The organism is Streptomyces sp. NPDC048257 (assembly GCF_043201855.1).
In the GTDB taxonomy this organism is placed as follows: Bacteria; Actinomycetota; Actinomycetes; order Streptomycetales; family Streptomycetaceae; genus Streptomyces.
Genome location: NZ_JBICZI010000006.1, coordinates 231,219 through 257,515 on the forward strand (window position 1 = coordinate 231,219; position 26,297 = coordinate 257,515).

Annotated in this window: 23 protein-coding genes and 1 pseudogene; 13 read left to right on the plus strand and 11 right to left on the minus strand. The window is 72.6% G+C overall.

The features are described 5' to 3' along the window. Window positions 1-36 precede the first annotated feature (36 nt). Window positions 37-1,248, minus strand: a complete 1,212-nt coding sequence (locus ACGFZK_RS16380; protein WP_393849536.1) for a DUF1266 domain-containing protein — start codon at window positions 1,246-1,248, stop codon at window positions 37-39. Window positions 1,249-1,496: 248 nt separating this feature from the next. Between ACGFZK_RS16380 and ACGFZK_RS16385 the strand changes: the two genes are divergently transcribed. Together ACGFZK_RS16385 and ACGFZK_RS16390 are read left to right on the plus strand one after the other, a co-directional pair. Beyond that, window positions 1,497-3,437: a C1 family peptidase gene (locus ACGFZK_RS16385; RefSeq protein ID WP_393849537.1), complete on the plus strand. Its 1,941-nt coding sequence runs from the start codon at window positions 1,497-1,499 to the stop codon at window positions 3,435-3,437. A 14-nt stretch (window positions 3,438-3,451) separates the two neighbouring features. Next, complete coding sequence (locus tag ACGFZK_RS16390; protein WP_393849538.1) at window positions 3,452-3,793, plus strand: protease inhibitor I42 family protein; 342 nt, start codon at window positions 3,452-3,454, stop codon at window positions 3,791-3,793. Here ACGFZK_RS16390 and ACGFZK_RS16395 read toward each other — a convergent pair. Next, window positions 3,777-4,958 carry a DUF418 domain-containing protein gene (locus tag ACGFZK_RS16395; RefSeq protein ID WP_393849539.1) on the minus strand — a complete coding sequence of 394 codons (1,182 nt, stop codon included), beginning with the start codon at window positions 4,956-4,958 and terminating at the stop codon, window positions 3,777-3,779. The two genes, ACGFZK_RS16390 and ACGFZK_RS16395, sit on opposite strands and share 17 nt — an antisense overlap. A gap of 183 nt (window positions 4,959-5,141) precedes the next feature. On the opposite strand from ACGFZK_RS16395, the gene ACGFZK_RS16400 reads away from it, so the two are divergent. Next, window positions 5,142-5,792 (plus strand): GntR family transcriptional regulator, encoded by a 651-nt coding sequence (locus tag ACGFZK_RS16400; RefSeq protein ID WP_393849540.1) that lies wholly within the window; start codon window positions 5,142-5,144, stop codon window positions 5,790-5,792. Between the two features lie 20 nt (window positions 5,793-5,812). After that, a complete protein-coding gene (locus tag ACGFZK_RS16405; RefSeq protein WP_393849541.1) occupies window positions 5,813-7,201 on the plus strand; it encodes a nitrate/nitrite transporter in 1,389 nt (462 codons plus the stop codon). 109 nt (window positions 7,202-7,310) lie between these two features. Here the strand turns inward: ACGFZK_RS16405 and ACGFZK_RS16410 are convergent, their stop codons facing one another. Further along, window positions 7,311-8,141, minus strand: coding sequence for a maleylpyruvate isomerase family mycothiol-dependent enzyme (locus ACGFZK_RS16410; RefSeq protein ID WP_393849542.1), 831 nt, complete (start codon window positions 8,139-8,141; stop codon window positions 7,311-7,313). A gap of 149 nt (window positions 8,142-8,290) precedes the next feature. On the opposite strand from ACGFZK_RS16410, the gene ACGFZK_RS16415 reads away from it, so the two are divergent. Together ACGFZK_RS16415 and ACGFZK_RS16420 are read left to right on the plus strand one after the other, a co-directional pair. Next, on the plus strand, window positions 8,291-9,067 hold the full coding sequence (locus tag ACGFZK_RS16415; protein ID WP_393849543.1) for a carbon-nitrogen family hydrolase: 777 nt from the start codon (window positions 8,291-8,293) through the stop codon (window positions 9,065-9,067). Between the two features lie 132 nt (window positions 9,068-9,199). Continuing rightward, complete coding sequence (locus tag ACGFZK_RS16420; protein ID WP_393849544.1) at window positions 9,200-9,511, plus strand: hypothetical protein; 312 nt, start codon at window positions 9,200-9,202, stop codon at window positions 9,509-9,511. Here ACGFZK_RS16420 and ACGFZK_RS16425 read toward each other — a convergent pair. Continuing rightward, window positions 9,483-10,004 carry an LURP-one-related/scramblase family protein gene (locus ACGFZK_RS16425; RefSeq protein ID WP_393849545.1) on the minus strand — a complete coding sequence of 174 codons (522 nt, stop codon included), beginning with the start codon at window positions 10,002-10,004 and terminating at the stop codon, window positions 9,483-9,485. The genes ACGFZK_RS16420 and ACGFZK_RS16425 overlap by 29 nt on opposite strands. A gap of 32 nt (window positions 10,005-10,036) precedes the next feature. On the opposite strand from ACGFZK_RS16425, the gene ACGFZK_RS16430 reads away from it, so the two are divergent. Continuing rightward, entirely contained in the window at window positions 10,037-10,849 is an 813-nt protein-coding gene (locus ACGFZK_RS16430; protein ID WP_393849546.1) for a hypothetical protein, read from the plus strand. 28 nt (window positions 10,850-10,877) lie between these two features. Beyond that, window positions 10,878-11,405: a DUF4240 domain-containing protein gene (locus tag ACGFZK_RS16435; protein WP_393849547.1), complete on the plus strand. Its 528-nt coding sequence runs from the start codon at window positions 10,878-10,880 to the stop codon at window positions 11,403-11,405. Here the strand turns inward: ACGFZK_RS16435 and ACGFZK_RS16440 are convergent. Continuing rightward, window positions 11,396-12,061 carry an MSMEG_1061 family FMN-dependent PPOX-type flavoprotein gene (locus ACGFZK_RS16440; protein ID WP_393849548.1) on the minus strand — a complete coding sequence of 222 codons (666 nt, stop codon included), beginning with the start codon at window positions 12,059-12,061 and terminating at the stop codon, window positions 11,396-11,398. The genes ACGFZK_RS16435 and ACGFZK_RS16440 overlap by 10 nt on opposite strands. A gap of 26 nt (window positions 12,062-12,087) precedes the next feature. Then, window positions 12,088-12,231, minus strand: a pseudogene (locus tag ACGFZK_RS16445) (Uma2 family endonuclease); the annotation flags it as partial. Between the two features lie 81 nt (window positions 12,232-12,312). On the opposite strand from ACGFZK_RS16445, the gene ACGFZK_RS16450 reads away from it, so the two are divergent. After that, window positions 12,313-14,157, plus strand: coding sequence for an NHL domain-containing thioredoxin family protein (locus tag ACGFZK_RS16450; protein WP_393849549.1), 1,845 nt, complete (start codon window positions 12,313-12,315; stop codon window positions 14,155-14,157). Window positions 14,158-14,215: 58 nt separating this feature from the next. On the opposite strand, the gene ACGFZK_RS16455 is transcribed toward ACGFZK_RS16450, so the two are convergent. The 3 genes from ACGFZK_RS16455 to ACGFZK_RS16465 all read right to left on the minus strand — a co-directional run bounded on the left by ACGFZK_RS16455 (window position 14,216) and on the right by ACGFZK_RS16465 (window position 18,356). Beyond that, window positions 14,216-15,508 carry a M18 family aminopeptidase gene (locus tag ACGFZK_RS16455; RefSeq protein ID WP_393849550.1) on the minus strand — a complete coding sequence of 431 codons (1,293 nt, stop codon included), beginning with the start codon at window positions 15,506-15,508 and terminating at the stop codon, window positions 14,216-14,218. Window positions 15,509-15,609: 101 nt separating this feature from the next. Then, window positions 15,610-16,347, minus strand: coding sequence for a hypothetical protein (locus tag ACGFZK_RS16460; protein ID WP_393849551.1), 738 nt, complete (start codon window positions 16,345-16,347; stop codon window positions 15,610-15,612). Window positions 16,348-16,529: 182 nt separating this feature from the next. Continuing rightward, window positions 16,530-18,356 carry an acyl-CoA dehydrogenase gene (locus ACGFZK_RS16465; RefSeq protein WP_393849616.1) on the minus strand — a complete coding sequence of 609 codons (1,827 nt, stop codon included), beginning with the start codon at window positions 18,354-18,356 and terminating at the stop codon, window positions 16,530-16,532. A 172-nt stretch (window positions 18,357-18,528) separates the two neighbouring features. Between ACGFZK_RS16465 and ACGFZK_RS16470 the strand changes: the two genes are divergently transcribed. From ACGFZK_RS16470 to ACGFZK_RS16480, 3 genes are all read left to right on the plus strand, one after another. Then, the gene (locus tag ACGFZK_RS16470; protein WP_030714326.1) at window positions 18,529-18,999 is read left to right on the plus strand and encodes an SseB family protein; all 471 of its coding nucleotides are present in this window, start codon (window positions 18,529-18,531) and stop codon (window positions 18,997-18,999) included. 299 nt (window positions 19,000-19,298) lie between these two features. Beyond that, window positions 19,299-19,469, plus strand: coding sequence for a hypothetical protein (locus ACGFZK_RS16475; RefSeq protein WP_393849552.1), 171 nt, complete (start codon window positions 19,299-19,301; stop codon window positions 19,467-19,469). Between the two features lie 165 nt (window positions 19,470-19,634). Next, entirely contained in the window at window positions 19,635-20,633 is a 999-nt protein-coding gene (locus ACGFZK_RS16480) for a pirin family protein (protein WP_393849553.1), read from the plus strand. Between the two features lie 78 nt (window positions 20,634-20,711). On the opposite strand, the gene ACGFZK_RS16485 is transcribed toward ACGFZK_RS16480, so the two are convergent. Further along, the gene (locus tag ACGFZK_RS16485) at window positions 20,712-22,949 is read right to left on the minus strand and encodes a SpoIIE family protein phosphatase (protein WP_393849554.1); all 2,238 of its coding nucleotides are present in this window, start codon (window positions 22,947-22,949) and stop codon (window positions 20,712-20,714) included. Window positions 22,950-23,154: 205 nt separating this feature from the next. Here ACGFZK_RS16485 and aspS point away from each other — a divergent pair, with 205 nt between their 5' ends. After that, the gene (gene aspS, locus ACGFZK_RS16490; RefSeq protein WP_393849555.1) at window positions 23,155-24,978 is read left to right on the plus strand and encodes an aspartate--tRNA ligase; all 1,824 of its coding nucleotides are present in this window, start codon (window positions 23,155-23,157) and stop codon (window positions 24,976-24,978) included. Window positions 24,979-25,075: 97 nt separating this feature from the next. Here the strand turns inward: aspS and ACGFZK_RS16495 are convergent. Beyond that, a partial coding sequence (locus ACGFZK_RS16495; RefSeq protein WP_393849556.1) for a VWA domain-containing protein occupies window positions 25,076-26,297 on the minus strand: 1,222 nt, incomplete at its 5' end.

Here is a 26,297-nt window from a genome sequence, read left to right on the forward strand (position 1 = left end):
GTGACCCGCCGCCGGTTTCCGGCCGGGGCCCGCCGACTACCCGAGGTTCCAGGGGATGTTGAGCCAGGGGCTGGCCGGGTCGGTCGTCAGCGCGAGGTGGGCGGCGAGGGCGGTCGTGTACCAGGTGCCGAACTCCTCCTCGTCGAAGTGCAGGCACCGGCCGAGGACGTACCCGGCGGAGAACTCCTCCCACGAGCGGTACGTGTCGCGCGCGGCCTCCCCGGCGCGCAGTACGGCCTGCTCGGCCTCGGCGACGGTCCCGTAGCGGCAGCCGACGCCCCAGCGGGCCATCTGCGAGGCCCGGCCGATGTCCCAGCCCTCCACCGAGCGCACCCAGCCGTCCGCGGGAAGCAGTCCGTCCGCCCGGAAGCGCTGCTCGTAGCGGGCGATCCGGCCGATGAGGCGCCTGACGCCGGCTATCTCACCCTCGACCTCCGCGCTGGGGCGCGGCTGGGCCACGGTGACCCCGTCGGGGGTGAGCTGGGGTTCGGCGGCGCGTTCGGCGCTGCGGCGCAGGCCGGCCTCGGCGGCGTGCCGCCAGTGCTCGACGTCCACGGGCCCGGCGAAGTCGGAGGCGAGCGCGCGGCGCACGCGCAGCGCGTACTCCCAGACGGGGCTGACCGCATCCGCTCCCAGGAGCGTCTCCAGCGTGGAGAGCCAGTCGGGCCGGTCGGTGATGCTCCAGCTCTTCGCGACGCGGCGGCGCTCGTACTGGTAACCGCTGCCGTGGTAGGCGAGGGAGTTCCAGAACTCGCCGTTCGTCACGGCGAGATGGCAGCCGACGGCGAGGCCGTGGGCGACGGGCCCGTGCAGCGGGCCGCCGGTGAAGAGGGCGTGGACCTTGCCCTCGGGCAGGCCGTAGTGCGGGGCGGCTTCCGCGTGGGCGCGCCAGCGGGCCAGGTCGGCGGGGGTGGTGGTGAGGTAGGCCTCGGAGGGGGACTGCGGGTTCACGGCGAGGAAGGCCGGGTCGTCGGCGGCCCAGACGGTGGAGAACCAGCGCAGGCTCCGGGACTCGTAGACCGTCTCGGGGGTGGGGGCGGGCAGCATGCCGGCGGTGTGGACCACGAGCATCCGGTCCGGGGTGGCGCGGAAGAACACCGAGTCGGGGTGCGCGTCGGACTGCCCGCGGGACTGCGCCACGTACAGCGGCGTACGGGCGAGTACGTCGAAGTACGCGCCCCAGTCACCGGCCGTCTTGGCCTCGTACAGCTCTCTCTCGATGGCGCTCGGCGCGATCCAGGTCCCCATACGGCCGAGCCTAGCCTTCGACGGCGGGGGCCAGGCCGTCGAGGAGGGCCCCCAGGCACAACTCGAAGAGCGACTGCGCGTCGGGCCGTTGCGCGGCCGGCGGTACTGCCGGCGGTACGGCAGGCGGTACTGCCGGTGGCACGCCCCCTCGTGCCACCGCGCGACCGTGCGGACCCCCTTGACGCCCCCCTGCGGCGGAGGGACGCTCCCGGGTCTTGAATCCGAACGGTTGCAGCTGGGGGGCCGCCATGCCGGAGGAGACTGTGCAGTCGGTGGGGGAGTTGCGGGCGCAGCTCGCCGCACGGGGGGCGCGCTGGTCGGTCCTGGAGCATCTGGCCGACGAGGAGCCCGTGCCGCGGCCCTCGCTCGGTCTGGAGCCCGGGGCGAATCTGACGCCCGCCGAGGACGCGGGGGTGATCGACCTGCCGGAGATCATCGGCCACGCGAGCGGCAATCCGCATCTCACCCGGCGCCGGGCCGCCCACGGGCTGCTGCCCGGGGACCGGCGGCCGGACGGTCGGGCCGCCCCGGCCCGGCCCCCCGCCCCGGCCCGGCCCGCCGCCCCGCTCCGGCCCGCCGCCGTGGACTGGCGCAGCCGCTGGGGCCGGCCGTGGATCACCAAGGTGAAGGACCAGAACCCGTGCGGTTCCTGCTGGGCCTTCGGCGCCGCGGGCCTGGTGGAGTCGATGGCCCGGATCGAGCACGACGTATGGGCGGAGCGCTCCGAGGGGGACGTGCACGACGGCCTGCGCTTCACCTGCGGGCAGGGCAGCAATCCGGAGACCGCCCTGGACTGGATCAAGGGGAACGGCGGGCTCGCCGACCCGGACTGCTGGCCGTACAGCACCCCGCCCGCGGGCCTGCCGGCCGCCCGCCGTGACGCCTGGGGGGCCGAGTACACGCCCAGCTGGGACCGGTCCGGCCGGACCGTCCGGATCACCGACTACGTCCGGCTCGGCGACGTGGAGCAGCAGAAGGTCTGGCTGGACACGGTCGGCCCGCTGACCGCCTGCTTCGACGTCTACGACGACTTCTTCGGGCTCGGCTCCGGCGTCTACCACCGCACCAGCGACCATCTCGCCGGCGGCCACTGCGTGTTGATCGTCGGGTACGACGACGCGGCCGGCTGCTGGCTGTTCAAGAACTCCTGGGGGACGGGCTACCACGTCGGCGGCTACGGCCGGATCGCCTACGGCGAGGTCAACATCGACCACTGGGCCAAGTGCGGGCTGCACGGCACCAACATCGACCCGTGGAGCAAGCGCCGCCTGCACACCGGCAACGTCTACGAGAGCGGCAACGGCCGCGCCCACCGCAACTTCGAGCTCCTCGCCACCACCCCCGACGGCCGCCTCCAGCACTGGTGGCGCGAGGGGGACCCCCCGTTCGCCTGGGCCCCCGCGGGCGCCTTCGCGGGCGACGCCTCCGGCCAGCCCGCCTTCACCGGGACCACCTACAACCGGAACATGGAGTCCCTGCACGTCACCACCGGCGGCCGGCTGCGCCACTGGTACTTCGAGCAGTCCGTGCGGGTCTGGCGCGACGGCGGCGCCTTCGGCCCGGGCGACGCGGCCGTCGGATCCACCCCGGCCTTCATCCAGAGCGACTACGGCAAGCCGGGCAACTTCGAGGTGGTCGTCCGGACCGCCGACGGGCGCCTCAACCACTGGTGGCGGATCAACGGAGCCCCCTGGACCTGGAACGACGGGGGCCGGTTCGGCTCCGGCATCGCCCACTACGGCCCCGCCCTCGTCCAGACCCGCAGCCGCCACCTGGACCTCGTCGCCGCCCTCACCGACGGCCGCATGCAGCTGTGGTGGCGCGACGATCCGAACGGCTTCGCCTGGCGCGCCGGTGAGATCTTCGGCAGCGGTACGCCGGCCGTCTCCGCGCCCTGCCTGATCGAGGGGCAGTTCGGAGCCGCCGACGAGGACACCGCCGGGAACTACGAGCTCTGCGTGGCGGTCGCCGGCGGGCGCGTGGAGCACTGGTGGCGCGGCAACGCGGGCGGCTCGGCCTGGCAGCGCGGCGCGGTCTTCGGCCACGACGTCGCCTCCGTCACCGGGATGCTCCAGGGCAGTTTCGGGTTCAACCTGGAAGTCATCGTCCTGCGCACCGACCGCCGCCTCCAGCACTACTGGCGCGACGGCGCGGGCTGGCACGAGGGGTCGGTGATCGGACCCGTCTGAGAGGACCGGCGGCCGTGGAGGTACGGAGCATCGCGCTGGCCCCGGGTGAACCGTACGAGCTGCGGCTCACCGGGCGCGGGGCGCGCGGGTACGTGTGGACCTGGCAGGTCACCGGGGACACGGACGCGGTGACGGTGACGGTGACCGAGGCCCCGGCCGCCGGGCGCGCGGAGGTGCCGGCGCCCCCGCTGCCCGGGGCCCCGGTGGAGCGGACGTACGTCGTCCGGGGCCGCCCCCCGGGCGGGGGCCGGGCCCGGATCCGCTTCGCGCAGGTCCGGCCGCCCTACCCGGACGAGGCCCCGTACGACGAGTTCGTGCTGGAGGTGGAGGTCGTGGCCGTCACCGGCGCGACCTGAGCACCGCGCGCTGTACGGCCTCCAGGGGGCCGTGGCCGAAGCGGCGCAGCCACAGCCACGATCCGGCCGCCAGGGTCAGGCTGACCCCGGCCCACAGGCCCATCACCCACCAGGGGCCGCTGCCGTCCAGCCGCTCGGCGAGGCCCAGCCCGATGCCGTAGCAGAGCAGCATGCAGAGCAGGTTCTGGGCGACGTAGCAGGACAGTGCGGTGCGGCCGACGGAGCGGAGGGCGCTCGTCACGGGGGCCGGGACCCACCGCCGGTCGAGGGCGACGCCGATCAGGCCGATGTATCCGAGGGCGAGCAGCGGCGCGGCGCCGTAGCGGCCCAGGAGGTAGAAGTCGCCGCCGCCGAGGGTGGTCGCGGCGTTCAGCGGCAGTCCGAGGCCCAGCCCCCAGGCGGCCAGCCGGGTCCGGATGCGGCGGCCTTCGGCGGTGGCGGTGAAGGCGCCCGCGCGGTGCAGCCGCACCCCCAGGAGGAAGAGGAAGACCAGCAGCCCGAAGGAGAACACCGGCTCGATGCGCAGGGCGGCGAAGTGCTCCAGCCGGAAGGCGATCTGGGCGGGGTAGCCGCCGTGGGCGTACAGCTCGACGGCGGCCGCGTCCGGGCTCGTCGGGGGGCCCGAGGGGCGGCTCAGCGCATCGAGGGTCAGCAGGGAGACCAACGCCAGGTGCAGGGCGCCGGCCGTCCACATGGCCCGCCGCCGCACCTTTTCGGAGCGGGCCAGCAGCCAGGCGACGAGGAGGGCGGTGACGGCGTACCCCATCAGCACGTCCCAGGCGAAGACGAGCACGAAGTGGACGGTTCCCTCGACGAAGAGGAAGGCGGCGCGGCGCGGGTAGCGGCCCGGCCAGGGGTCGCCGCGGCGCGCGGCGGAGTCGTACTGGATGGCCAGGCCCACGCCGAACAGGACCGTCAGCAGCGCCAGGAACTTGCCGTCCGCGAGGAAGCGGAAGACGCTCTCCGCGAGGTGGGCGGCGGAGGGGTCGGCGAGCGGGTCCGGCGCCTTCAGCGCGCCCTGGAACACCCCCCACTCCGAGCCGGGGGAGGTGAAGATCCAGACGTTGGTCATGAGCGTGCCGAGGATGGCGGCGCCGCGCAGGACGTCCAGGAGGGGGAGCCGGGTGGTCTTCTGTGCCGCCGGGGCGAGCAGGGTGTCGGCCATGACTTCAGCCTCCCGGCACGCGGGTCCCCGTACGTCCTGCGGACGGACGAAGCCGCGGTACATCCTTCGGAGCAGCGGGGACGCCCTGGCTCACACCCGGGGCCGTCGACCCGGGCCGAGGGGCGGCGGTCCACATCCTGGAACCGTCACCGCTTGCACCCCTGTTGTATCTATCCTGTGCACATGCCGGCCCCCGCCTCCACCACGACCGCCGCCGACCGCGTGTACCAGCACGTCAAGCAGGGTGTGCTCGACCGCCGCTACGAAGGCGGCACCCTCCTCACCGAGGGTGAGCTCGCCACGGCCGTCGGAGTGTCCCGTACGCCCGTCCGCGAGGCGCTGCTGCGGCTGGAGACCGAGGGGCTGCTGAAGCTGTACCCGAAGAAGGGTGCGCTGGTCCTCCAGGTCTCCGCGCAGGAGATCACCGACGTCCTGGAAACCCGGCTGCTGGTCGAGGAGTTCACCGTACGCAGAGCCGTGCCGGCCCCACCGGGCCTGCTGGACCGGCTCGCCGCCCTGCTCGAGGAACAGCGCCGGCACGCCGCCGGGGGCGACCTCGCCGCGATGACGGCCGCCGACCGGGGCTTCCACGCGGAGATCGTGCGCAGCGCCGGGAACCAGATCCTGTGCCGGCTCTACGACCAGCTCCGCGACCGGCAGCTGCGGATGGGCGTGGCCGTGCTGCACGCCCATCCGGAGCGGCTGGAGCGCACGCTGGCCGAGCACGCCGAGATCCTGGACGCGCTGCGGGCCGGGGACGCGGACACGGCGGCCGCGGCGGTCCGCGGGCACATCGGGCGGGTCGAGGTCCTGGTGCGGGGGCCGGGCCGGTGAACGCGCCGTCGAGGACCGACGTGCCCGCGGACCCGCCGGGCGGCGGGAAGGCCGTCGCCGTGTGGAGCATCGGCGTCGCCGTCTACTTCGTCGCGGTGATCTTCCGTACCAGCCTGGGCGTGGCCGGGCTCGACGCCGCCGACCGCTTCCACGTGGGCGCCTCGGCGCTGGCCACCTTCTCCCTCCTCCAGCTGCTCGTCTACGCGGGCATGCAGATACCGGTGGGCCTGATGGTCGACCGGCTCGGCACCAAGAAGGTGCTGACGCTGGGCGCGGTGCTCTTCACCGTCGGCCAGCTCGGCTTCGCCCTGTCGCCCTCCTACGGGATGGCGCTCGCCGCGCGGGCGCTGCTGGGCTGCGGGGACGCGATGACCTTCATCTCGGTCCTGCGGCTCGGCACCCGGTGGTTCCCGGCCCGGCGCGGGCCGCTGATGGCGCAGCTGGCCGGCCTGGTCGGCATGGCGGGCAACCTCGTCTCCACCCTCGTCCTCGCCCCGGTCCTGCACGGGGTCGGCTGGACCGCCGCCTTCGCGGGCAGCGCGGTGGCGGGGCTGGTGGTCCTGGTGCCGCTGGTGCTGTTCCTGCGGGACCACCCCGAGGGCTACGGGCCGGTGCCCGTGCCGCGCGCCGCCGGGGCTTCCGGCGGGTCCGGGGTCTCCGGTGCCTCGGGCGCCTCGGGCGGGTCCGGGCCTTCCGGGGGCTTCGTACGACGCCAGATCCGGGAGTCCTGGGCCGAACCCGGCACCCGGCTCGGCCTGTGGGTGCACTTCACCACGCAGTTCCCCGCGATGGTGTTCCTGCTGCTGTGGGGGATGCCGTTCCTCGTCGAGGCGCAGGGGCTGTCCCGGACCACCGCGGGCGGACTGCTGACGCTGGTCGTCGCCTCGAACATGGCGCTCGGGCTGGTCTACGGCCAGCTCGTCGGCCGCCGCCAGTCCGCGCGGATCCCCCTCGCCCTGGGCACGGTCGCCCTCACGGCCCTGCTGTGGGCGGCGGTCCTCGTGTACCCGGGCGCCCGGGCGCCGATGGGGCTGCTGGTCGCCCTGTGCCTGGCCCTGGGCACCTGCGGCCCGGCGTCGATGATCGGCTTCGACTTCGCCCGCCCGGCCAACCCGCCGGAGCGGCAGGGCACCGCCTCCGGAATCACGAACATGGGCGGCTTCATCGCGTCCATGACCACGCTGCTGACGGTGGGGGTCCTGCTGGACGCCACCGGCGACAACTACCGCATCGCCTTCTCCACCGTCTTCGTCCTCGAAGCGGTGGGTGTCGTCAGCATCCTGCGGCTGCGCCCGCGGGCCCTGGCCCGCGAGGCCGCCCGCCACCGCGTCACGATCCCCGTGCAGGAACCGGAGCCGGTGTCCCGAGCGTGGCCCCTCCCGGAAACAGCAGGGCGCGAGGCGCCGTAGGGCCGTCGACCCGCCCTGCACCTGCTGTTCCGCGAGGGCCGGGAGAGCGTCGCGGCCTTCGTCCGGCGCCGCCGGCCGGAACGCTGCCGCGCGGACCCGGGCGTGATCCCTAGGGGGTCACGGAGAACTGCGTGAGGATCGCGTCCGCCAGCTCGACGTCGCCCTCGACCTTCACCCGGTCGGCGACGGAGCGTGCCCGCACCCGGCCCGCCGCCAGGCGGACGTACGTCTCCCAGTCCAGGGTCAGGGTCACCGCCGGGCCCAGCGACGGCGACTTGTCCACCGAGCCGCGGCCGTCCGCGTCCACCCGTACCGTCCGCATGAACTCCAGCTGACCGTGCACGTCGATCACCACGGCCGAGTTCGCCGGCGCCCCCGCCTTCTTGGCCACCACCTTCGGCAGCCCGGCCAGCAGGAGGTCCCGCGCCACGTACGCGCCCGGCGAGTCCCAGTTCCCCGGTGCCCCCAGCGCCGCCCGCAGGTCCTGCTCGTGGATCCACACGTCGAAGGCCCGCAGCCGCAGCGCGTCCTCCAGCGTCACCTGGTCACCGAGCGGCCCGCGCACCATCGTGGCCGGGTCCCGCTTCTCGTTCCGCAGCTGCCGCGAGCGCCGGATCACCGTGTACTCCAGCTCCGAGGTCATCTCCGGCGCGGTGTGATGACGCCGTACGTCGACCTGCACCTCCATGTACCGGCTGAACTCGTCCACCACGTGCCGCAGGTCCCGCGCCACGGTGTGGATCGGCCGCGGGTCCCCGAGCTGCTCGCACTCGATGCCGATGATGTGTGACACGACGTCACGGACGGACCAGCCGGGACACGGCGTCGCCCGGTTCCACTCGCCCTCCGTCAGCGGGAGGACCAACTCGGATATCGCCTCGACGGAGTGCGTCCACGCGTCGGCATAGGGCTGGAGGGCGGGATGCGGATGGACGGTCAACGGGACCCCTCGCGGTGCTGTTCAATGGCGCGTTTCGGAAGCTGTGGACTCAGTTTCCAAAACTACGCTGCCGGTGAGCACCCCGGCAGTGCTTTCGTGTGACGATCGTAGGCCCGAGTTGACGGCTTGAACGCCAGAACGGTGGTAGTGTGCGCGCCTCGCTGATCCAAATCGCAGTGAACGAGGGCGAGTCGGTGTCCTCCCGACGTGCCCGCGTGGCCGAACTCGTACGGGAGCAGGCGGGCTCCGACCTCGTCGTCCTGCCGGAGCTGTGGCCGGTCGGCGCCTTCGCCTACGAGCAGTTCGAGACCGAGGCCGAACCGCTGGACGGCCCGACCTACGAGGCCATGTCCAAGGCGGCGCGCGACGCCGGCGTCTGGCTGCACGCGGGCTCGGTCGTGGAGCGCGCGGGCGACGGCTCCCTCTACAACACCGCCCTCGTGCTCTCCCCGGCGGGCGAGCTGGCCGCCACCTACCGGAAGATCCACCGCTTCGGCTTCGACCAGGGCGAGGCGGTGCTGATGTCGGCCGGCGACTCGCTGACCACGGTGACCCTGCCGGAGCAGACCCTCGGCATCGCCACCTGCTACGACCTGCGCTTCCCGGAGCTGTTCCGCGGTCTGGTCGACGCCGGGGCCACCACGATGGTCGTCGCGGCGGGCTGGCCCGCGCGCCGCCGCTCGCACTGGACCCTGCTCAGCCGGGCCCGCGCCGTGGAGGACCAGTCCTACGTCCTGGCGTGCGGGCTGGCCGGCACCCACGCGGGCGTGGAGCAGGCCGGGCACAGCCTGGTGGTGGACCCGTGGGGCGAGGTCCTGGCGGAGGCGGGCCCCGGCGAGGAGGTCCTCACCGTGGACCTGGACCCGGCCAAGGTCCCCGACACCCGCTCCCAGTTCCCGGCCCTGAAGGACCGAAGGCTGCGTTGACGGGACCCTCCGGGGGCCCGGGACCCCGGCATCCCCGGGCCCTCCGGGGCCCGGTTGGCGCCGGGATTCCCGGGCAGACGAGGCGGACGGGCGGCGCCGGCCGCCGGGTCCACGACGAGGAGGCGGTACGCCGTGACGGACGACGCAGAGGCCGTGCTGGAGGCCGCCCTGGAGCCGCACGAGCCCGCCGCCGCGGAGATCGCGGCCCGCGAGCGCGTCCGGGACCGGGCCACCGGCCTGGCCCACCACGAGGCGCAGGCCGCCCTGGAGGCGGTTCTGGCGGACGCCGGCGCCCTGGAGTCCGCCGACGCCTCCGTCCGCGCCGAGGCCGCGGAGTGGCAGCGCATCAGCGACCTCCTGTTCGACCACGGAGGCCCGTACGCTCCGGACACCGATGCCTACGTCCAGGGGCAGCTCACGGCCCGGAAGCACCATCGGGACTGACCGCGCCCTCCCGCTCCTTCTCCGCCATCCGGATCACGCACACCGCGACCGCGATCAGCAGCGACGCGTCCGCGTCCTCCCGGACCACGTCCACCGCGTACGTCTCCCGGAGCCGGTACCACTGGCGCGAGACCAGCGCGAGCAGGTCCCCGTCGTACTCGACCTTGAACTCGCGGTCCAGGATCCGCCCGCTGACGTCGAGCTCCGTGCCCTCGGCCAGGGTCACGCGGAAGTGGTTGCGCAGCAGCGAGAGCCGCTTCCTGCGGATCACCGCGAGCCGCCGCTCGTCCCGCTCCAGGGTCATCGCGTCCCGCAGGGTGAAGAGCTTCTCCCGCAGGGTGATCAGGATCAGCCCGTCCGGATCCTTCAGCTCCAGCGTGTCCCGGAAGCGCAGCGCCTTCCCGTCGACGAGGAAGGCGTGCCGGCCGTCCTCGTCCTCGATCCAGTAGTCGTCCCCGATGGCCAGCATTTTGTCCCGTACGAGGTATTTCATGCGCTGATCAGTGCCCGCGATAGGTTGCCCTCATGCCCCTGCTCTACGTGACCGACCTGGCGTACCCCGCACGCGGCCGCCGCTACTGCGACGAGGACATATTCCTCACGTCCCGGCTGCGCGCCGACTTCGACCTGGCCCTGTGCCACCCCGCGGACGCGGAGGCGCTCCTGCCGCTGGGCTTCGACGCGGTGATCGTCCGCAACAGCGGTCCCGTCCTGCACTACCAGCAGGCCTACGACTCCTTCCGCGCGGCCGCCCTCGCCACCGGGGCCCGCGTCTACAACCCGCTCACCGGCCGCGCCGACATGGCGGGCAAGCAGTACCTCCTCGACCTGACGGCCGCCGGCTACCCGGTCATCCCGACCGTCGACGACCCGGCCCGGCTGGCGGAGCTGCCGCAGGTGCCGCAGTACGCGGTCAAGCCGAAGCAGGGCGCCGACTCCATCGGCCTCACCTTCACCGCGACACCGGACGGCCCGGCCGGGGCCGTGCTGATCCAGCCGCGCATCGACTTCACGTACGAAGTGTCCTTCTACTTCGTCGACGACAGCTTCCAGTACGCGCTGTACGCCCCCGATCCGGCCCGCCGCTGGGAGCTGGAGCCCTACACCCCGACCGAAGCCGACCTGGCCTTCGCCCGCTCCTTCGTCGCCTGGAACACCCTCGACCACGGCATCCAGCGCGTGGACGCCTGCCGGGCGCCGTCCGGTGAGCTGCTCCTCGTCGAGCTGGAGGACCTGAACCCGTACCTGTCCCTGCACCTCGTCCCGGCGCCGGTCCAGGACGCCTTCGTCGGCGCGCTCACGAGATCCCTCCACACCTTCCTCAGCATCACCGCCTGATGTCAGACCCGGCTGCCAGGCTTTCCCCATGGACAAGCAGACGTTCTGGAAGCTGATCGAGTCGGCCCGCGCGGACGCGGCACCGCGGCAGGTGGCCTCGCGTGCGGCGGAGCTCCTGGCGGACCTTTCGGAGGCGGAGATAGCCGCGTCCCAGCAGGTGTTGTGGGACCTGCTGGCGGAGTCCTACCGGGCGCCGCTCTGGGCCGCGGCCCACGTGATCAACGGCGGCTGCTCGGACGACGGCTTCGACTACTTCCGCGGCTGGCTCCTCACCCAGGGACAGGAGACCTTCGAGACGGCCCTGACCGATCCCGACGCGCTGGCGGCGCACCCCGCGGTCCGCGAGGCCGCGGCGCAGGGGCTGGAGCTGGAGGACGAGGGCGCCCTCTCGATCGCCTGGAGGGCCTACGAGGCCGGCACCGGCCGCGAGCTGCCCGCGGACTCCTTCACGATCAGCTACCCGGCTCTGGACCCCTCCTGGGACTTCGACTTCGGCGACGCGGACGAGATGGTGCTCCGACTGCCCCGCCTGAGCGCCCTCTTCGCCTACTCGTAGCGGTACAGCAGGGACTCGCGCTCCTGCTGCCGGATCTCCTCGATCGTCAGACCGGGGAGATCCAGGTGGGAGAGGGTGATCTCGGCGGAGCTGGGGACGGCGTCCTCGGCGAGCCACTGCTCCGGCTTCCACGCGTTGCTGCGCAGGAAGGCCTTCGGGCAGTGCTGGTACGCCTCCTCGACCTCCACCACGATCGCGCTGCGCGGGGGCTTGCCGACGGCGGTCAGCTGCTCCAGCAGCCGCGGCTCGGCGGAGACGCAGGCCCGCCCGTTCACGCGCAGGGTGGTGGCCCGCCCGGGGATGATGAAGATCAGCCCGGCCCGGCCCGTCTCCACGATGTTGTGGGCGGTGTCGAGCCGCTTGTTCCCGGTGGCGTCGGGCAGCGCGAGGGTGAACTCGTCCAGCACGGCCACGAACCCGGGCGGTCCGCCCCGTGGCGTGACATCACAGGTCCCGTCGGCCCCGGCACTGGCCACGAACACCAACGACGACCGCCCGATGACGGCCCGCGCCGCCTCGTGGATCAGGCCCACGGCCTTGCGCCGCGCCATCTCGCCGGGACTCTCGTAGAGCTCGCGCAACCCGTCCGTGCTCTGTACGGCGGTGGCGCTCACGGCATCGAATATCCGCCCGCTGGGCGGCGTGCTGACTGTCACCCCCGGCACGCTACCGGGCCGGGCGACTACAGCCCGCCGGTATCGAGATCGATCCCGAACGGTTCCGGCAGCCGCACGCTCGTCCCGAAGGGGTGGGGGCCGTCGACCTTCGTGTAGCCGAGCGGCCCGGGCTCGGCGAAGAGAGTGACGGTCTTCTCCATCCGGTCGACCTGGAACCAGGCTCCCACGGGGTCGCGGCGCCCGTCGTCACCCCTGCGGGTGCACAGGTCCGGGGATGGCAAGCTTGAAGGATGAACGATGCTGCCTCGGCGCCCACCCCCGCGCCCGCGCCCCGCCGTGCCCGTGTCCGTGCCCCCGAGCTGATCGGCAAGGGCGGCTGGCTGAACACCGGTGGGAAGGAACTGAGCCTCGCCGACCTGCGAGGACGCATTGCGATTCTCGATTTCTGGACCTTCTGCTGCATCAACTGCCTGCACGTCCTGGACGAGCTGCGCGAGCTGGAGGAGAAGCACCGCGACACCGTCGTGATCATCGGCGTGCACTCGCCGAAGTTCGTGCACGAGGCCGAGCACGCCGCCGTGGTCGATGCCGTCGAGCGGTACCAGGTGCACCACCCCGTGCTGGACGATCCCGAGCTCGAGACCTGGAAGCAGTACGCCGTACGGGCCTGGCCCACGCTCGTCGTGATCGACCCCGAGGGGTACATCGTCGCCCAGCACGCCGGTGAGGGGCACGCGCACGCCATCGCCCGGCTGGTCGAGGAGCTGGAGGCCGAGCACGAGGCCAAGGGCACGCTGCGGCGCGGGGACGGGCCGTACGTGGCGCCCGAGCCCGTGGCCGGCGACCTGCGGTTCCCCGGGAAGGCGCTGCTGCTGCCGTCCGGGAACCTGCTGGTGTCCGACACCACCCGGCACCAGCTCGTGGAGCTGGCCGCCGACGGCGAGAGCGTCGTGCGCCGCATCGGCAGCGGAGAGCGCGGCTTCGCCGGGGACAGCTTCAGCGAGCCGCAGGGGCTGGCGCTGCTGCCCGACGGCAGGGTCGTCGTCGCCGACACCGTCAACCACGCCCTGCGCACCTTCGACCCGGCCACCGGGCACGTGGAGACCGTCGCCGGGACCGGACGGCAGTGGTGGCAGGGGTCGCCGACCTCCGGGCCGGCCCTGGAGGTGGACCTGTCCTCGCCGTGGGACGTGGCCTGGTGGCAGGGCCGGGTCTGGATCGCCATGGCCGGTGTGCACCAGCTGTGGGCCTGGGACCCGGAGGCCGGGACGGTCGGGGTCGCGGCCGGCACGACCAACGAGGGGCTGCTCGACGGGCCCGCCGCCGAGGCGTGGTTCGCCCAGCCCTCGGGCCTCGCGGCCGCCGCGGACCGGCTGTGGATCGCCGACTCCGAGACCAGCGCCCTGCGGTACGTGGAGGCGGCGGGTGACGGCCACGACGGGTACGTGATCAAGTCCGCCGTCGGCACCGGGCTGTTCGACTTCGGCCACCGGGACGGCGAGGCGGCCCAGGCCCTGCTCCAGCACCCGCTCGGCGTGACCGCCCTGCCCGACGGCTCGGTCGCGGTGTGCGACACGTACAACCACGCGCTGCGCCGCTACGACCCGGCCACCGGCCGGGTCTCGACCCTGGCGACCGATCTGCGCGAGCCCAGCGACGCCGTGCTGGTCGGCGAGGACATCGTGGTCGTCGAGTCGGCCCGGCACCGGCTGACCCGGCTGCGCCTCCCGGAGGAGGCGGTACGGGTCGACGCGGTCCCCCACCGTACGCAGCGGGCCGCCACCGAGGTGGCCCCGGGCACGCTCCGCCTCGACGTGGTCTTCCAGGCCCCGAGCGGGCAGAAGCTCGACACCCGCTACGGGCCCTCCACCCGGCTGCTCGTCTCCTCGACCCCGCCCGAGCTGCTGGCGGACGGCGAGGGCGCCGGGACCGACCTCTTCCGGGAGCTCGCGCTGAACCCGGACGTCACCGAGGGCGTGCTGCACGTCTCGGCGATGGCGGCGTCCTGCGACGACGACCCGGCCAACGAGTACCCGGCCTGCCACGTCCACCAGCAGGACTGGGGCGTGCCGGTCCGCGTCACCGCCGACGGCGTCTCCCGGCTGCCGCTCGTCCTCGCGGGGATGGACGGCTGACCGCGGGTTGCCGTACCGGCGGCGAGGTCGCGCCGCCGGTACGGGGACCGGAGGGGTCTCAGCCCTCCAGGAAGGCCACGAGGGCGTTCGCCAGCAGGAACGGGTCGTCCGCGCCGCACAGTTCGCGGGCGCTGTGCATCGAGAGGATCGCGACGCCGATGTCCACGGTCTGAATGCCGTGGCGGGCGGCGGTGATCGGGCCGATCGTCGTGCCGCACGGCATCGAGTTGTTGGAGACGAAGGTCTGCCACGGCACACCGGCCCGCTCGCACGCGGCGGCGAACACCGCGCGCCCGCTGCCGTCCGTCGCGTACCGCTGGTTGACGTTGACCTTCAGGATCGGTCCGCCGTTGGCGCGCGGGTGGTGCGTCGGGTCGTGCCGCTCACCGTAGTTGGGGTGCACGGCGTGGCCGGTGTCCGAGGACAGGCAGATGGTGCCCGCGAAGGCCCGCGCACGGTCCTCGTACGAGCCGCCGCGGGCGAAGACTGAACGTTCCAGCACGTTGCCCAGGAGCGGGCCGTCCGCGCCGGTGTCGGACTGCGAGCCGTTCTCCTCGTGGTCGAAGGCCGCCAGCACCGGGATGTGGTCGAGCTTGTCGGCGGCGGACACCGCCGCCAGCGCCGCGACGCCCGCGTGCACCGACAGCAGGTTGTCCATGCGCGGGCCGGCCACCAGCTCGCGGTCGCGGCCCAGGTACGAGGGCGGCTCGATGGAGTGGACCATCAGGTCCCAGCCGGCCACCGAGCCCTGGTCCAGGCCCTCTTCCTCCTCCAGGAAGGAGATCAGGTCGCCCTCCTGGACATCGCCCAGACCCCAGATCGGCTGCATGTGCCGCTGCTTGTCGAGCTTGAGGCCGTCGCTGTTCACCGACCGGTCCAGGTGCACGGCGAGTTGGGGGACGCGCAGCAGTGCACGGTCCACGTTCACCAGGCGCTCGCTGCCGTCGCGCAGCGTCAGCCGCCCGGCCAGGCCCAGGTCGCGGTCCAGCCAGGTGTTGAGCAGGGTGCCGCCGTAGATCTCCACGGCGATCTGCCGCCAGCCCTGCGAGCCCGTGTCCGGCAGCGGTTTGACCCGCAGGTTCGGGGAGTCGGTGTGGGCGCCGACGATCCGGAACGGAGTGTGCGAGGCCGCGCCCTCGGGGACGAACCAGGCGATGAGCGCACCGCCGCGGAGCACGAACTTGCCCCCGGTGCCCGCATCCCAGGCGTCCGTTTCCGACAACTGCCTGAAGCCCGCCTTCTCCAGCCGCTCCGCCGCGTTGGCCACGGCGTGGTACGGCGACGGACTGGCCGTCAGGAAGGTCATCAGGTCGTCGGTGTGGCCGCGGTCGAAGCGGGCGGGAGAGCTCATGTGGTTCACCTTAACGACGGTCGTGTTCGCCATGGCCGGACTGCGACGGATGGCCGGAGGTCAGGGGCCGCAGGGTGGGTGGTCTGCGGTCCCGTCGGGTTTCAGCCCGGCGGGCGCTCGAATCGGCGCTGCAGCTGCCTGCGCTCGCCCCGGCGGATGCGCGGGAGCATCTCCGGGGTCTGCGGGGAGCGCTGCGCGCGTCTCTTGCGTCCGGCGCAGAAGATACAGGCCTCACCGGGAGGCGCGTCGGGGTCGATCGGCGCGCCGGGATGTTCGGCGCATCCCGAGGCGTTGCGTGGCCGGGACAGTTCGCGGGCGACGATGAAGGCCCGGTGGAGGTCGTCGGCGATCCGGACGAAGTCCTGGTCGGGTGAGCCCAGGGTGAGGTGGAAGCGCTGCTCGTCGATCGTGCGCAGGAACCGGCGCAGTACGTCGAGGGTGAAGGGGCCCTCCGGTACGGGGTAGCCGAGGCGGCGCTGCTCCGCGGCGGGCCCGGCCGGGCCGCCGGTGCGGCCGCCCTGGGCGCGCTGTCCGAGCCGGCGCCGGTCGTTGCAGATGAGGCAGCGGCCCCAGCCGTCGGGGGCCTCGGGGTCGAGGGCGCCGTTGGGGTGCTCGGAGCAGCCGGTGTAGCTCTTGGCGGGTGCGAGGGCGGCGGCCGTCTGGAAGGCGACGTAGAGGGCGTCGGCGATGGGGTCGTACTCGGCGGGGTGGGCGCCGTCGTACAGGTCCGTGATGCGGTCGCCGAGCGCGCCCACATTGGCCTGCAGCTCCTTGAGGGCGTACGGACGTCCGGTGGGGACGGAATACCCCCTGCTGCGCTGCTGCTCCTGTGGACTCATACGTACGAGCGTCCCATGAACGACTGACAAGACGGAACGGACGGTCTGCGCAGGTCCCGCGCAGGTCCCGCGCCGGCCCCGCGCAGACCTCTCCGCGCAGGCCAGTGGCCGGGCCCCCCGAGGGGTCCCGGCCACTGTGCTGGCACCGCTGGGGTGCGTCGTGCGGGGCGGTGCGGTGCTGCCTAGAAGGCGGCCTCGTCGAGCTCCATGAGGGAGTTGTCGACGGACTCGGCGAGCGCGCGCGCGACCGAGACGTTCGGCAGGACCTGGGACGCGAAGAACTTCGCGGCGGCGATCTTGCCGGTGTAGAACGGGACGTCCTTCGGGGCGGCGGTCGCCAGCTTCTCGGCGGCCACGGCGGCGCCCTTGAGCAGCAGGTATCCGACGACCACGTCACCCGAGGCCATCAGCAGGCGGGTGGTGTTCTGGCCGACCTTGTAGATGTTCTTGACGTCCTCGCCGGTGGCGGTGAGGTCGACGATCATCTGGCCGACGATGGCCTCCAGGTCGACGGCGGCCTTGGCGAGCGCGTCGCGGGCGCCGGCCAGGTCCTCGCCGCCGACGGCCTCGGCCAGGAACTTCTTGATCGTCTCGGAGAGGACGTTCAGCGAGGCGCCCTGGTCGCGGACGATCTTCCGGAAGAAGAAGTCCTGGCCCTGGATGGCGGTGGTGCCCTCGTAGAGGGTGTCGATCTTGGCGTCGCGGATGTACTGCTCGATCGGGTACTCCTGGAGGTACCCGGAGCCGCCGAAGGTCTGCAGGGACTGCGCGAGCTGCTCGTACGACCTCTCGGAGCCGTAGCCCTTCACGATCGGCAGGAGCAGGTCGTTCAGGCCGATCTCGGCGGAGGCGTCCTCGCCCGCGGCCTGCTTGACCTGGATCTCGTCCTGCACGGAGGCCGTGTAGAGGACCAGGGCGCGCATGCCCTCGGCGTAGGCCTTCTGCGTCATGAGCGAGCGGCGCACGTCGGGGTGGTGCGTGATGGTGACCTTGGGCGCGGTCTTGTCCATGAAGTTCGCCAGGTCCGGGCCCTGCACGCGCTCCTTGGCGTACTCCAGCGCGTTCAGGTAGCCGGTGGAGAGCGTGGCGATGGCCTTCGTGCCGACCATCATGCGGGCGAACTCGATGATCATGAACATCTGGCGGATGCCGTCGTGCTTGTCGCCGATCAGCCAGCCCTTGGCGGGGTGCTGGTCGCCGAACGTCATCTCGCACGTGTTGGAGGCCTTGAGGCCCATCTTGTGCTCGACGTTCGTGGCGTAGACGCCGTTGCGCTCGCCCAGCTCGCCGGTCTCCCAGTCGAAGTGGAACTTCGGGACGAGGAAGAGGGACAGGCCCTTGGTGCCGGGGCCGTGGCCCTCGGGGCGCGCGAGGACGTAGTGGAGGATGTTCTCCTCCATGTCGTGCTCGCCGGACGTGATGAAGCGCTTCACGCCCTCGATGTGCCAGGAGCCGTCGGCCTGCTGGATCGCCTTGGTGCGGCCGGCGCCGACGTCCGAGCCGGCGTCCGGCTCGGTGAGGACCATGGTGGAGCCCCAGCGCTTCTCGACGGCGAGCCGGGCGACCTTCTTCTGGGCCTCGTTGCCCTCCTCGTGGAGGATGCCGGCGAACGCCGGGCCGGAGGAGTACATCCAGATGGCCGGGTTCGAGCCCAGCAGCAGCTCCGCGTAGGCCCAGATGAGGGAGCGGGGCGAGGTGGTGCCGCCGATCTCCTCGGGCAGGCCCAGACGCCAGTACTCGGAGTCCATGAAGGCTTCGTAGCTCTTCTTGAAGGACGCCGGGACCGGCGCGGTGTTGGTGGCCGGGTCGAAGACCGGCGGGTTGCGGTCGGCGTCCTCGAAGGAGGCGGCCAGCTCGTTCTCGGCGAGGCGGGCGAGTTCGGACAGGACGCTCTTGGCGGTCTCGGTGTCCATCTCCTCGAACGGACCGGTGCCGTACTGCTTGTCGCGGCCGAGCACCTCGAAGAGGTTGAACTCGATGTCGCGGAGATTCGACTTGTAGTGCCCCATGGCGACGGCTCCGTTAAGGCTCGGGGAGACAGGTTCCTCGTACATACCAATCGGTAATGTCATGATGCTACCCGCGGGTAATAAGATGCAACCCTTGACGACTGTGACCAGCGTCAAGCCTGGCGGGAAATGCGTGTCCGGCGGCGAGTGGCCGGTCGGTAGGCTTCGCCCCATGTACGGCTACGACCAGAACGTGAGCGCGGGGCACGCGGGGCAGCAGCAGTACGCCGCCCCGCAGCAGATGGCCGGCGGTTACGCCGAGCAGCCGCTCTACCCCGAGCCCTCGCCACCGTCGCTCGCCGACGCCGTGCGGGCCTTCACCACCGGGTCCCTCTCCGCCGAGGACTTCCAGCAGATCTTCGCCACCTCGAAGGTCTACTGCCCGCGCGGTGACACCCCCGGGTTCCTGGCGCTGCACAACACGCAGCACCCGGTCATCCCCATGTTCACCACGCTCAAGGAGCTGCGCCGGTACGCCGGCAAGGAGTCCAAGTACTTCGTGATCACCGGCGCCGAGGTGATCGACCTGCTGCCGACCGGGTACGGCTTCGTCCTCGACATGGAGGGCGACCACCGGATGGTCTTCGACGCGAAGGCGGTCGAGCAGATGGTCGACTTCGCGATGCGCCGGATGTACGGCTAGGCCGTCTCTCCGGAAGAGGCGGCCTGGACGCCATGGCCGGCGCAGGTGGCCGGCCGGTTCGGCTGAGCTCGACGGGGGCGACTGTGCTGCGGGTGCATATCGCGGCGGAGGACCTCCTCCACGTCACGTTCGCGAGCGAGCCGCTGCCGCTCGTGGAGCGGGGACTGGCGCCGGGCGCCCGGCAGCGCACCGACCGGCAGGCGGTTTTCGGCCGCCGGCGCAGTCGTTGTCGGCCGGGAGCCGTCCGGTCCCCCTGTGCCCGGACGGCGGCAACCCCCGGTTCGTCGCGCTCGCGCCGTATGCGCGCGCCCCGGAGGAGGGGCCGGCCGCCGTACGGGATGCGGCGGGCCGGCGCCGGGCCGAGCGGCACGTCCCTGCCGTCCGGGCTGATCACCACCGAGCGGGATGGCGTGGCGGTCCTGCACTCGGTGGCCGGCCCGGGCGCGGACCTGCTGCGCCGCGGCTCGTAGGCAGCCATCCCGTACGCCCGTCCTCTCGCGCGGATCGCGCACCCGGGGCGGGCGTGCGCGCGTGTCCGGACGGTCGGGAATGACGCGGTCCGGGGCGACGTTCTGTGCGGGTGTGGCAGAAAGTTCGAGTTTCAACTAAACTCGACGCAGAAGGAGGTCCTGACCATGCCCGCAGTGACTGTTGAGAACCCGTTGACCCTTCCGCGAGTGGCCGAGCCGCAGGCCGCCGTCCCGCGCAAGGTGCTGGCCGTCGTCTCCGCTCCCGGTGGGTTCGAGGGCGAGGGATTCCCGGTGCGCCGCGCGTTCGCCGGGATCAACTACCAGTACCTCGACCCGTTCATCATGATGGACCAGATGGGCGAGGTGGAGTACGCGCCCGGCGAGCCCAAGGGCACGCCCTGGCACCCGCACCGCGGCTTCGAGACCGTCACGTACCTGATCGACGGAACCTTCGTCCACCAGGACAGCAACGGCGGCGGCGGAGTCATCAACGGCGGCGACACCCAGTGGATGACCGCCGGTTCGGGCCTGCTCCACATAGAGGCCCCGCCGGAGTCCCTGGTCGTGTCCGGAGGGCTGTTCCACGGCCTCCAGCTGTGGGTCAACCTCCCGGCCTCCGACAAGATGATGCCCCCGCGCTACCAGGACATCGGCGGCGGTCAGGTCCAGCTGCTGACCACCCCGGACGGCGGCTCCCTGCTCCGCGTGATCGCCGGTGAGCTCGACGGCCACCAGGGCCCGGGGATCACCCACACCCCGATCACGATGATCCACGCGACCGTCTCGCCGGGCGCGCGGATCACCCTGCCGTGGCGCGAGGACTTCAACGCCCTGGCGTACGTCATGGCCGGGCGCGGGTCCGTCGGCGAGGACCGCCGTCCCGTGCGGACCGGGCAGACGGCCGTCTTCGGCGAGGGCGGTTCGCTCACGGTGCGGGCGGACGAGTCCCAGGACTCCAACGCCCCGGACCTGGAGATCGTGGTCCTCGGCGGACGTCCGATCCGGGAGCCGATGGCGCACTACGGGCCGTTCGTGATGAACAGCCAGCACGAGCTGCAGCAGGCGTTCGACGACTTCCAGGCGGGCCGCCTCGGCCGCATCCCCACCACCGCCCGCACCGGCCTCGGCCACCGCGGCGCCGGCGAGCCGGACGAGCAGGGCTGACCGGGAGACCCTCCAGGGGGTCTCCACGAGCCCAGCGCCCACGGGCCGACCACCCAGCCGGCGAGGCCCGCCCGGGGCTCAGAACTCCGGGTCGGCGTCCGTCTTCGACTGCTCGTGCAGCTCGAACCAGATCGACTTGCCCTCGCCCCGCGGGTCCACTCCCCACGTGTCGGCCAGCATCTCCATCAGCAGCACCCCCCGGCCGCTGGAGGACATCTCCCCCGGCTGCCGCCTGTGCGGGAGCTCGTCGCTGCCGTCGGCGACCTCGACGCGCAGCCGGCGCGCGCCCAGCTCGCCGACCGCCTCCGCGACCAGCAGCGCGTCCCCGTCGGTGTGCGTCAGTACGTTCGTCACCATCTCGGAGACCATCAGCACCGCCGAGTCCACCTGGTCCGGGTCGGCCCAGTCGTGCAGCAGCTCCCGGATCTGCTGCCGCGCGCCCGCGATCCGTTCGGGTTCCACCTGGGCCACGGTCAGCACGGTGCGGCGCGCGGGGCGGGCCGGGTGCGGCAGCGCGGTGCCACAGCCGCACACCTCGCTCTCGCGGCACAGCAGCACTACGGCTATGTCGTCCTCGCGGCGGTCGGCCAGCGGGCCGGTGGTGTGGTGCGAGGACGGCCCGTGCACGGCCTGGACCAGCAGGTCGGCCAGTCTTTCGAGGTGCGGGGGCCGCAGATGCGGGATGCCGGGGTGGCCGGCCGCGTCCGCCGCGGCCCCCGGCGCGGGGCTCTCCGATCCGTACGCGTCGGACTCCAGGACCGCGCGCAGCCGCGCCCAGCCGGTGTCCAGGTCGTGCCCGCCGGTCTCGATGAGCCCGTCGGTGCAGAGCATCATCGTCTCGCCGGGCTCCAGGGTGAACCGGGTCGTGGGGTAGTCGGTGTCGGGGACGATCCCGAGGGGGAGCCCGCCCGCGGTGGGGCGCATCAGGACCGTGCCGTCGGTCATCCGGATCGCGGGATCGGGGTGGCCGGCGCGGGCCACCTCCAGCATGCCGGTCTTCGGGTCGCACTCCACGTACAGGCAGGTCGCGAACCGGGGGCTGTGGAAGTCGGCGTCCTCGCCGCCTGCGTCCTCGTCCGGGCCGGACTCCTGCGAGGAGCACAGGCCGGCCAGGAAGCGGGAGGCGCGCGAGAGCACCGCGTCCGGCCGGTGGCCCTCGGACGCGTACGCCCGTACGGCGATCCGCAGCTGGCCCATCAGCCCGGCCGCCCGGACGTCGTGGCCCTGTACGTCGCCGATGACCAGCGCGAACCTGCCCGACGGCAGCGGGATCATGTCGTACCAGTCGCCGCCGACCTGGAGGCCGCCGCCGGTCGGGACGTACCGCGCCGCGATCCGCATACCGGGGATCTCCGGGCCCAGCTGCGGCATCATCGACCGCTGCAGGCCGGTGGTGAGTTCCCGCTCGGATTCGGCCACCCCGGCGCGCTGGAGCGCCTGGGCCAGCATCCGGGCCACGGTCGTCAGGACGGACCGCTCGTCGGGCGAGAAGGACGCCGGGTGCTTGAAGGCGGCCATCCAGGCGCCCATGGTCCGCCCGGCCACGATCAGCGGCAGGAAGGCCCAGGAGACCCGGTCGAAGCGCTGGGCGAGCGGCCAGGCGGCCGGGAAGCGCCGTTTGTAGTCCTCGGGGGTGGGCAGGTAGATCGCCCGGCCGGTACGGACGACCTCCGCGGCCGGATAGTTCGTCTCCAGCGGCATGTCCGTGAAGGGGCCCTCGTCCCCCGGATCGTGCCCGTGGTGCCCGATGATCGACAGCCGGTCCCCGGCCAGGCCGAAGACGGCCAGCCCGTCCGGGCTGAAGCCGGGCATGGACAGCGAGGCCGCGACCCGCAGCACCTCCGCCGTGGACCGGGCCTCCGCCAGCGCGCGCCCCGCGTCCAGCAGGAAGGCCTCCCGGGAACGCCGCCAGTCGCCGGTGATGGGGGTGTGGGCGGCCGTGGTGCCGGGCTGCGGCTCGGCGATCTCCTGGATGGTGCCGATCAGCTCGTAGTCCGTGGTCCCGTCGGCCGACCGGCGCTCCACCGGTTTGGAGCGGCTGCGTACGGTCCGCATGACCCGGCCGTCCACGTCCATGATCCGGAGCCGGGCCTCGGCGAGCGTGCCCTCGGCGACGGCCAGGTTCACGATCCCGTTGATCTCGTTCCAGTCCACCGGGTGGAAGCGCGACCGTACGGCGACCTCCGGCAGCACCGCGGGCTCGGCGGGCAGCCCGAGGAGCCGGGCGGCCTCGCTGTCGAGGGTGACCGTCCCGGAGGCGTTGTCCCATCGCCACAGGCCGGTCGCGATGGCGGCCAGGACGTCCTCGGTGCGCACGTGGCCATCTTTACAGGTCATATCCGTTACGTGCCTGTTCGCCCCTGCCCCGGGACGCAATCCGCCCGGGGCCTGCGGAGGCGTTCGCCCCGAGCCTGCGGGCGTATTTGCGCAGGCTGAAGGGAGTGCCCGACCCGTCACCTCCCCGGACGGTAACCTTGGGACGGTTGAATCCACCCTGGTATCGCGTAGAACTGGATGACTGATGCATCGGTACAGGTCCCACACCTGCGGCGAGCTCCGCGCTTCTGACGTCGCCGCCGACGTCCGGCTGAGCGGCTGGCTGCACAACCGTCGAGACCTGGGCGGCATCCTCTTCATCGATCTGCGGGACCACTACGGCATCACGCAGCTGGTCGCCCGTCCCGGCACCGCGGCGAACGAGGCGCTGAGCAGCGTCACCAAGGAGACCGTCGTCCGTATCGACGGCAAGGTCGTCTCCCGCGGGGCCGACAACGTCAACCCCGAGCTGCCGACCGGCGAGATCGAGATCGAGGTCTCCGCGGTCGAGGTGCTCGGCGCGGCCGCCCCGCTGCCCTTCACGATCAACACCGACGACGGTGTGAACGAGGAGCGGCGCCTGGAGTACCGCTTCCTCGACCTGCGCCGCGAGCGCATGCACCGCAACATCATGCTGCGCTCGGCCGTCATCGCGTCGATCCGCTCGAAGATGGTGGCCCTCGGCTTCAACGAGATGGCGACGCCGATCCTCACCGCGACCTCCCCCGAGGGCGCTCGTGACTTCGTGGTGCCGTCCCGTCTGAACCCGGGCAAGTTCTACGCCCTGCCGCAGGCGCCGCAGCAGTTCAAGCAGCTGCTGATGATCTCCGGCTTCGACCGGTACTTCCAGATCGCGCCCTGCTTCCGCGACGAGGACGCCCGCGCCGACCGTTCGCCGGGCGAGTTCTACCAGCTCGACGTGGAGATGTCCTTCGTCGAGCAGGAGGACGTCTTCCAGCCGATCGAGCGCCTGATGACCGAGCTCTTCACCGAGTTCGGCAACGGCCGTGAGGTCACCTCGCCGTTCCCGCGGATCCCGTTCCGCGAGTCGATGCTGAAGTACGGCAACGACAAGCCCGACCTGCGCGCCAAGCTGGAGCTCGTCGACATCACCGACGTGTTCGAGGGCTCGGAGTTCAAGGCGTTCGCCGGCAAGCACGTGCGCGCCCTGGCCGTCCCGGACACCGCCGCGCAGCCGCGCAAGTTCTTCGACGGCCTCGGCGAGTACGCGATCTCGCTCGGCGCCAAGGGCCTGGCCTGGGTGCGCGTGGGCGAGGACGGCTCGCTGACCGGCCCGATCGCCAAGTTCCTCACCGAGGAGAACCTCAAGGTCCTCACCGAGCGCCTGGGTCTGGTCCCCGGTCACGCCGTGTTCTTCGGCGCGGGCGAGTTCGACGAGGTCTCCAAGATCATGTCCGGCGTTCGCGTCGAGGCGGCCAAGCGTGCCGGCCACTTCGAGGAGAACGTCTTCCGGTTCTGCTGGATCGTCGACTTCCCGATGTACGAGAAGGACGAGGACACCGGCAAGATCGACTTCTCCCACAACCCCTTCTCCATGCCGCAGGGCGGGATGAAGGACCTGGAGGAGAAGGACCCGCTGGACATCCTGGCGTGGCAGTACGACATCGTCTGCAACGGCATCGAGCTGTCCTCCGGCGCCATCCGCAACCACGAGCCCGAGGTCATGCTGAAGGCCTTCGAGATCGCCGGTTACGAGGCGGAGACCGTCGAGCGCGAGTTCGCGGGCATGCTGCGCGCGTTCCGCCTCGGCGCCCCGCCGCACGGTGGCATCGCCCCGGGCGTGGACCGCATCGTGATGCTGCTGGCCGACGAGCCGAACATCCGCGAGACCATCGCCTTCCCCCTGAACGGCAACGCGCAGGACCTGATGATGGGCGCGCCGACGGTGCTGGAGGAGGCCCGTCTGCGCGAGCTGAACATCGCGCTGCGCAAGCCGGTGGAGACGAAGGCGGCGGAGCGGCCGGTCTCGGACGCGGTCATCCCGGACGCCGGGTCCCCGCGGGGCTGATCCGGATACACCGAAAGGCGGCGCCCCTCTCCCGGCCGGGAGAGGGGCGCCGCCTTTTCTGCGCTCGTGCCTCGTGCCTCGTGCTTCGTGCCTCGTCCTAGAACCGGTCGAGGATGCCCTTGACCAGGGCGGCGGAGGTCAGCTCGGTGGGAGCCGGCCCGGCATGGAAGAAGCCGGCGTTCTCGGCGTCCAGCTTGCGCAGGAAGTCGAAGGCCTTGGCGTCGTGGTCGCCGAAGGCGACGAACTGCCAGTGGATGCCGGGAGCCGTGGTGGCGGCGTCGGCCAGGGCCTGCCGGGCGGGCTGACGGTTGTCGGGGGCGCCGTCGGTCTGGAAGACGACCAGGGCCGGTCCCTCGCCGCCGTCCTTCCGGTAGTGCTCGACGACGGCCTCGACGGCCACGTGGTAGCTGGTGCGGCCCATCCGGCCGAGCTCGGCGTGGCGGGCCTCGACCCAGGCGGCGTCGTAGCCGTCGAGGGCCAGGTCGGCCGTGCCGTCCACGTCCGTGGAGAAGAACACCGTGTGCACGGTGGCCGCGTCGTCGAGGTGCGCGGCGAGGGCGAGGGCGTGGTCGGCGAGGTGCTGGGCGCTGCCGTCCTTGTAGAAGCCGCGCATCGACCCGGACCGGTCCAGGACGAGGTACACCTTGGCCCGCGCCCCGACCTTCCCCTTCCCGCGAAGTACCTGCCCGACGGCCTTGTACGCCCCGACGACCTCGGGAGCCCGCCGCTTCACGGCAGCCAGCCCGTACGCCGCCTCCGCCTCCGGCGCGGTTGCTTCGGCCGCGGGCTGCGCCGCGGCGTCCGCCTCCGGCGCGTCAGCCTCGGCCGCGGGCTCGTCCTGCGCCTGCGGCGCGTCCGCCTCGGCTGCCGCCGGTTCCGCCTCCGGCGTGGTGGCCTCGGCGTGCTCCGTAGCGGGGGCGGCCGCGGCGGGAGCGTCCTGTGCCTCGGGCGCGGCGGCTGCCGGTTCCGCCTCGGGGGCGGCCTCGGCCTCGGGCTGCTCCGCAGCGGGAGCGACGGGCTCGGTCGCGGGCTCGTCCTGCGCCTGCGGCGCGTCCGCTTCGGCCTGCTCCGCGGTGTCTGCTTCCGGGGCGGTTGCCTCGACTGCGGCCGGCTCCGCCGCGGGGGCGGCGTCCTGGCCTTCGGCCTCGGCCTCGGGCTGCTCCGTAGCAGCGGCGGCGACCGGCTCGGCCGCGGCCTGGTCCTGTGCCTCGGGCGCGGCGGTTGCCGGTTCCGCCTCGGGGGCGGCCTCGGCCTCGGGCTGCTCCGCAGCGGGAGCGACGGGCTCGGTCGCGGGCTCGTCCTGCGCCTGCGGCGCGTCC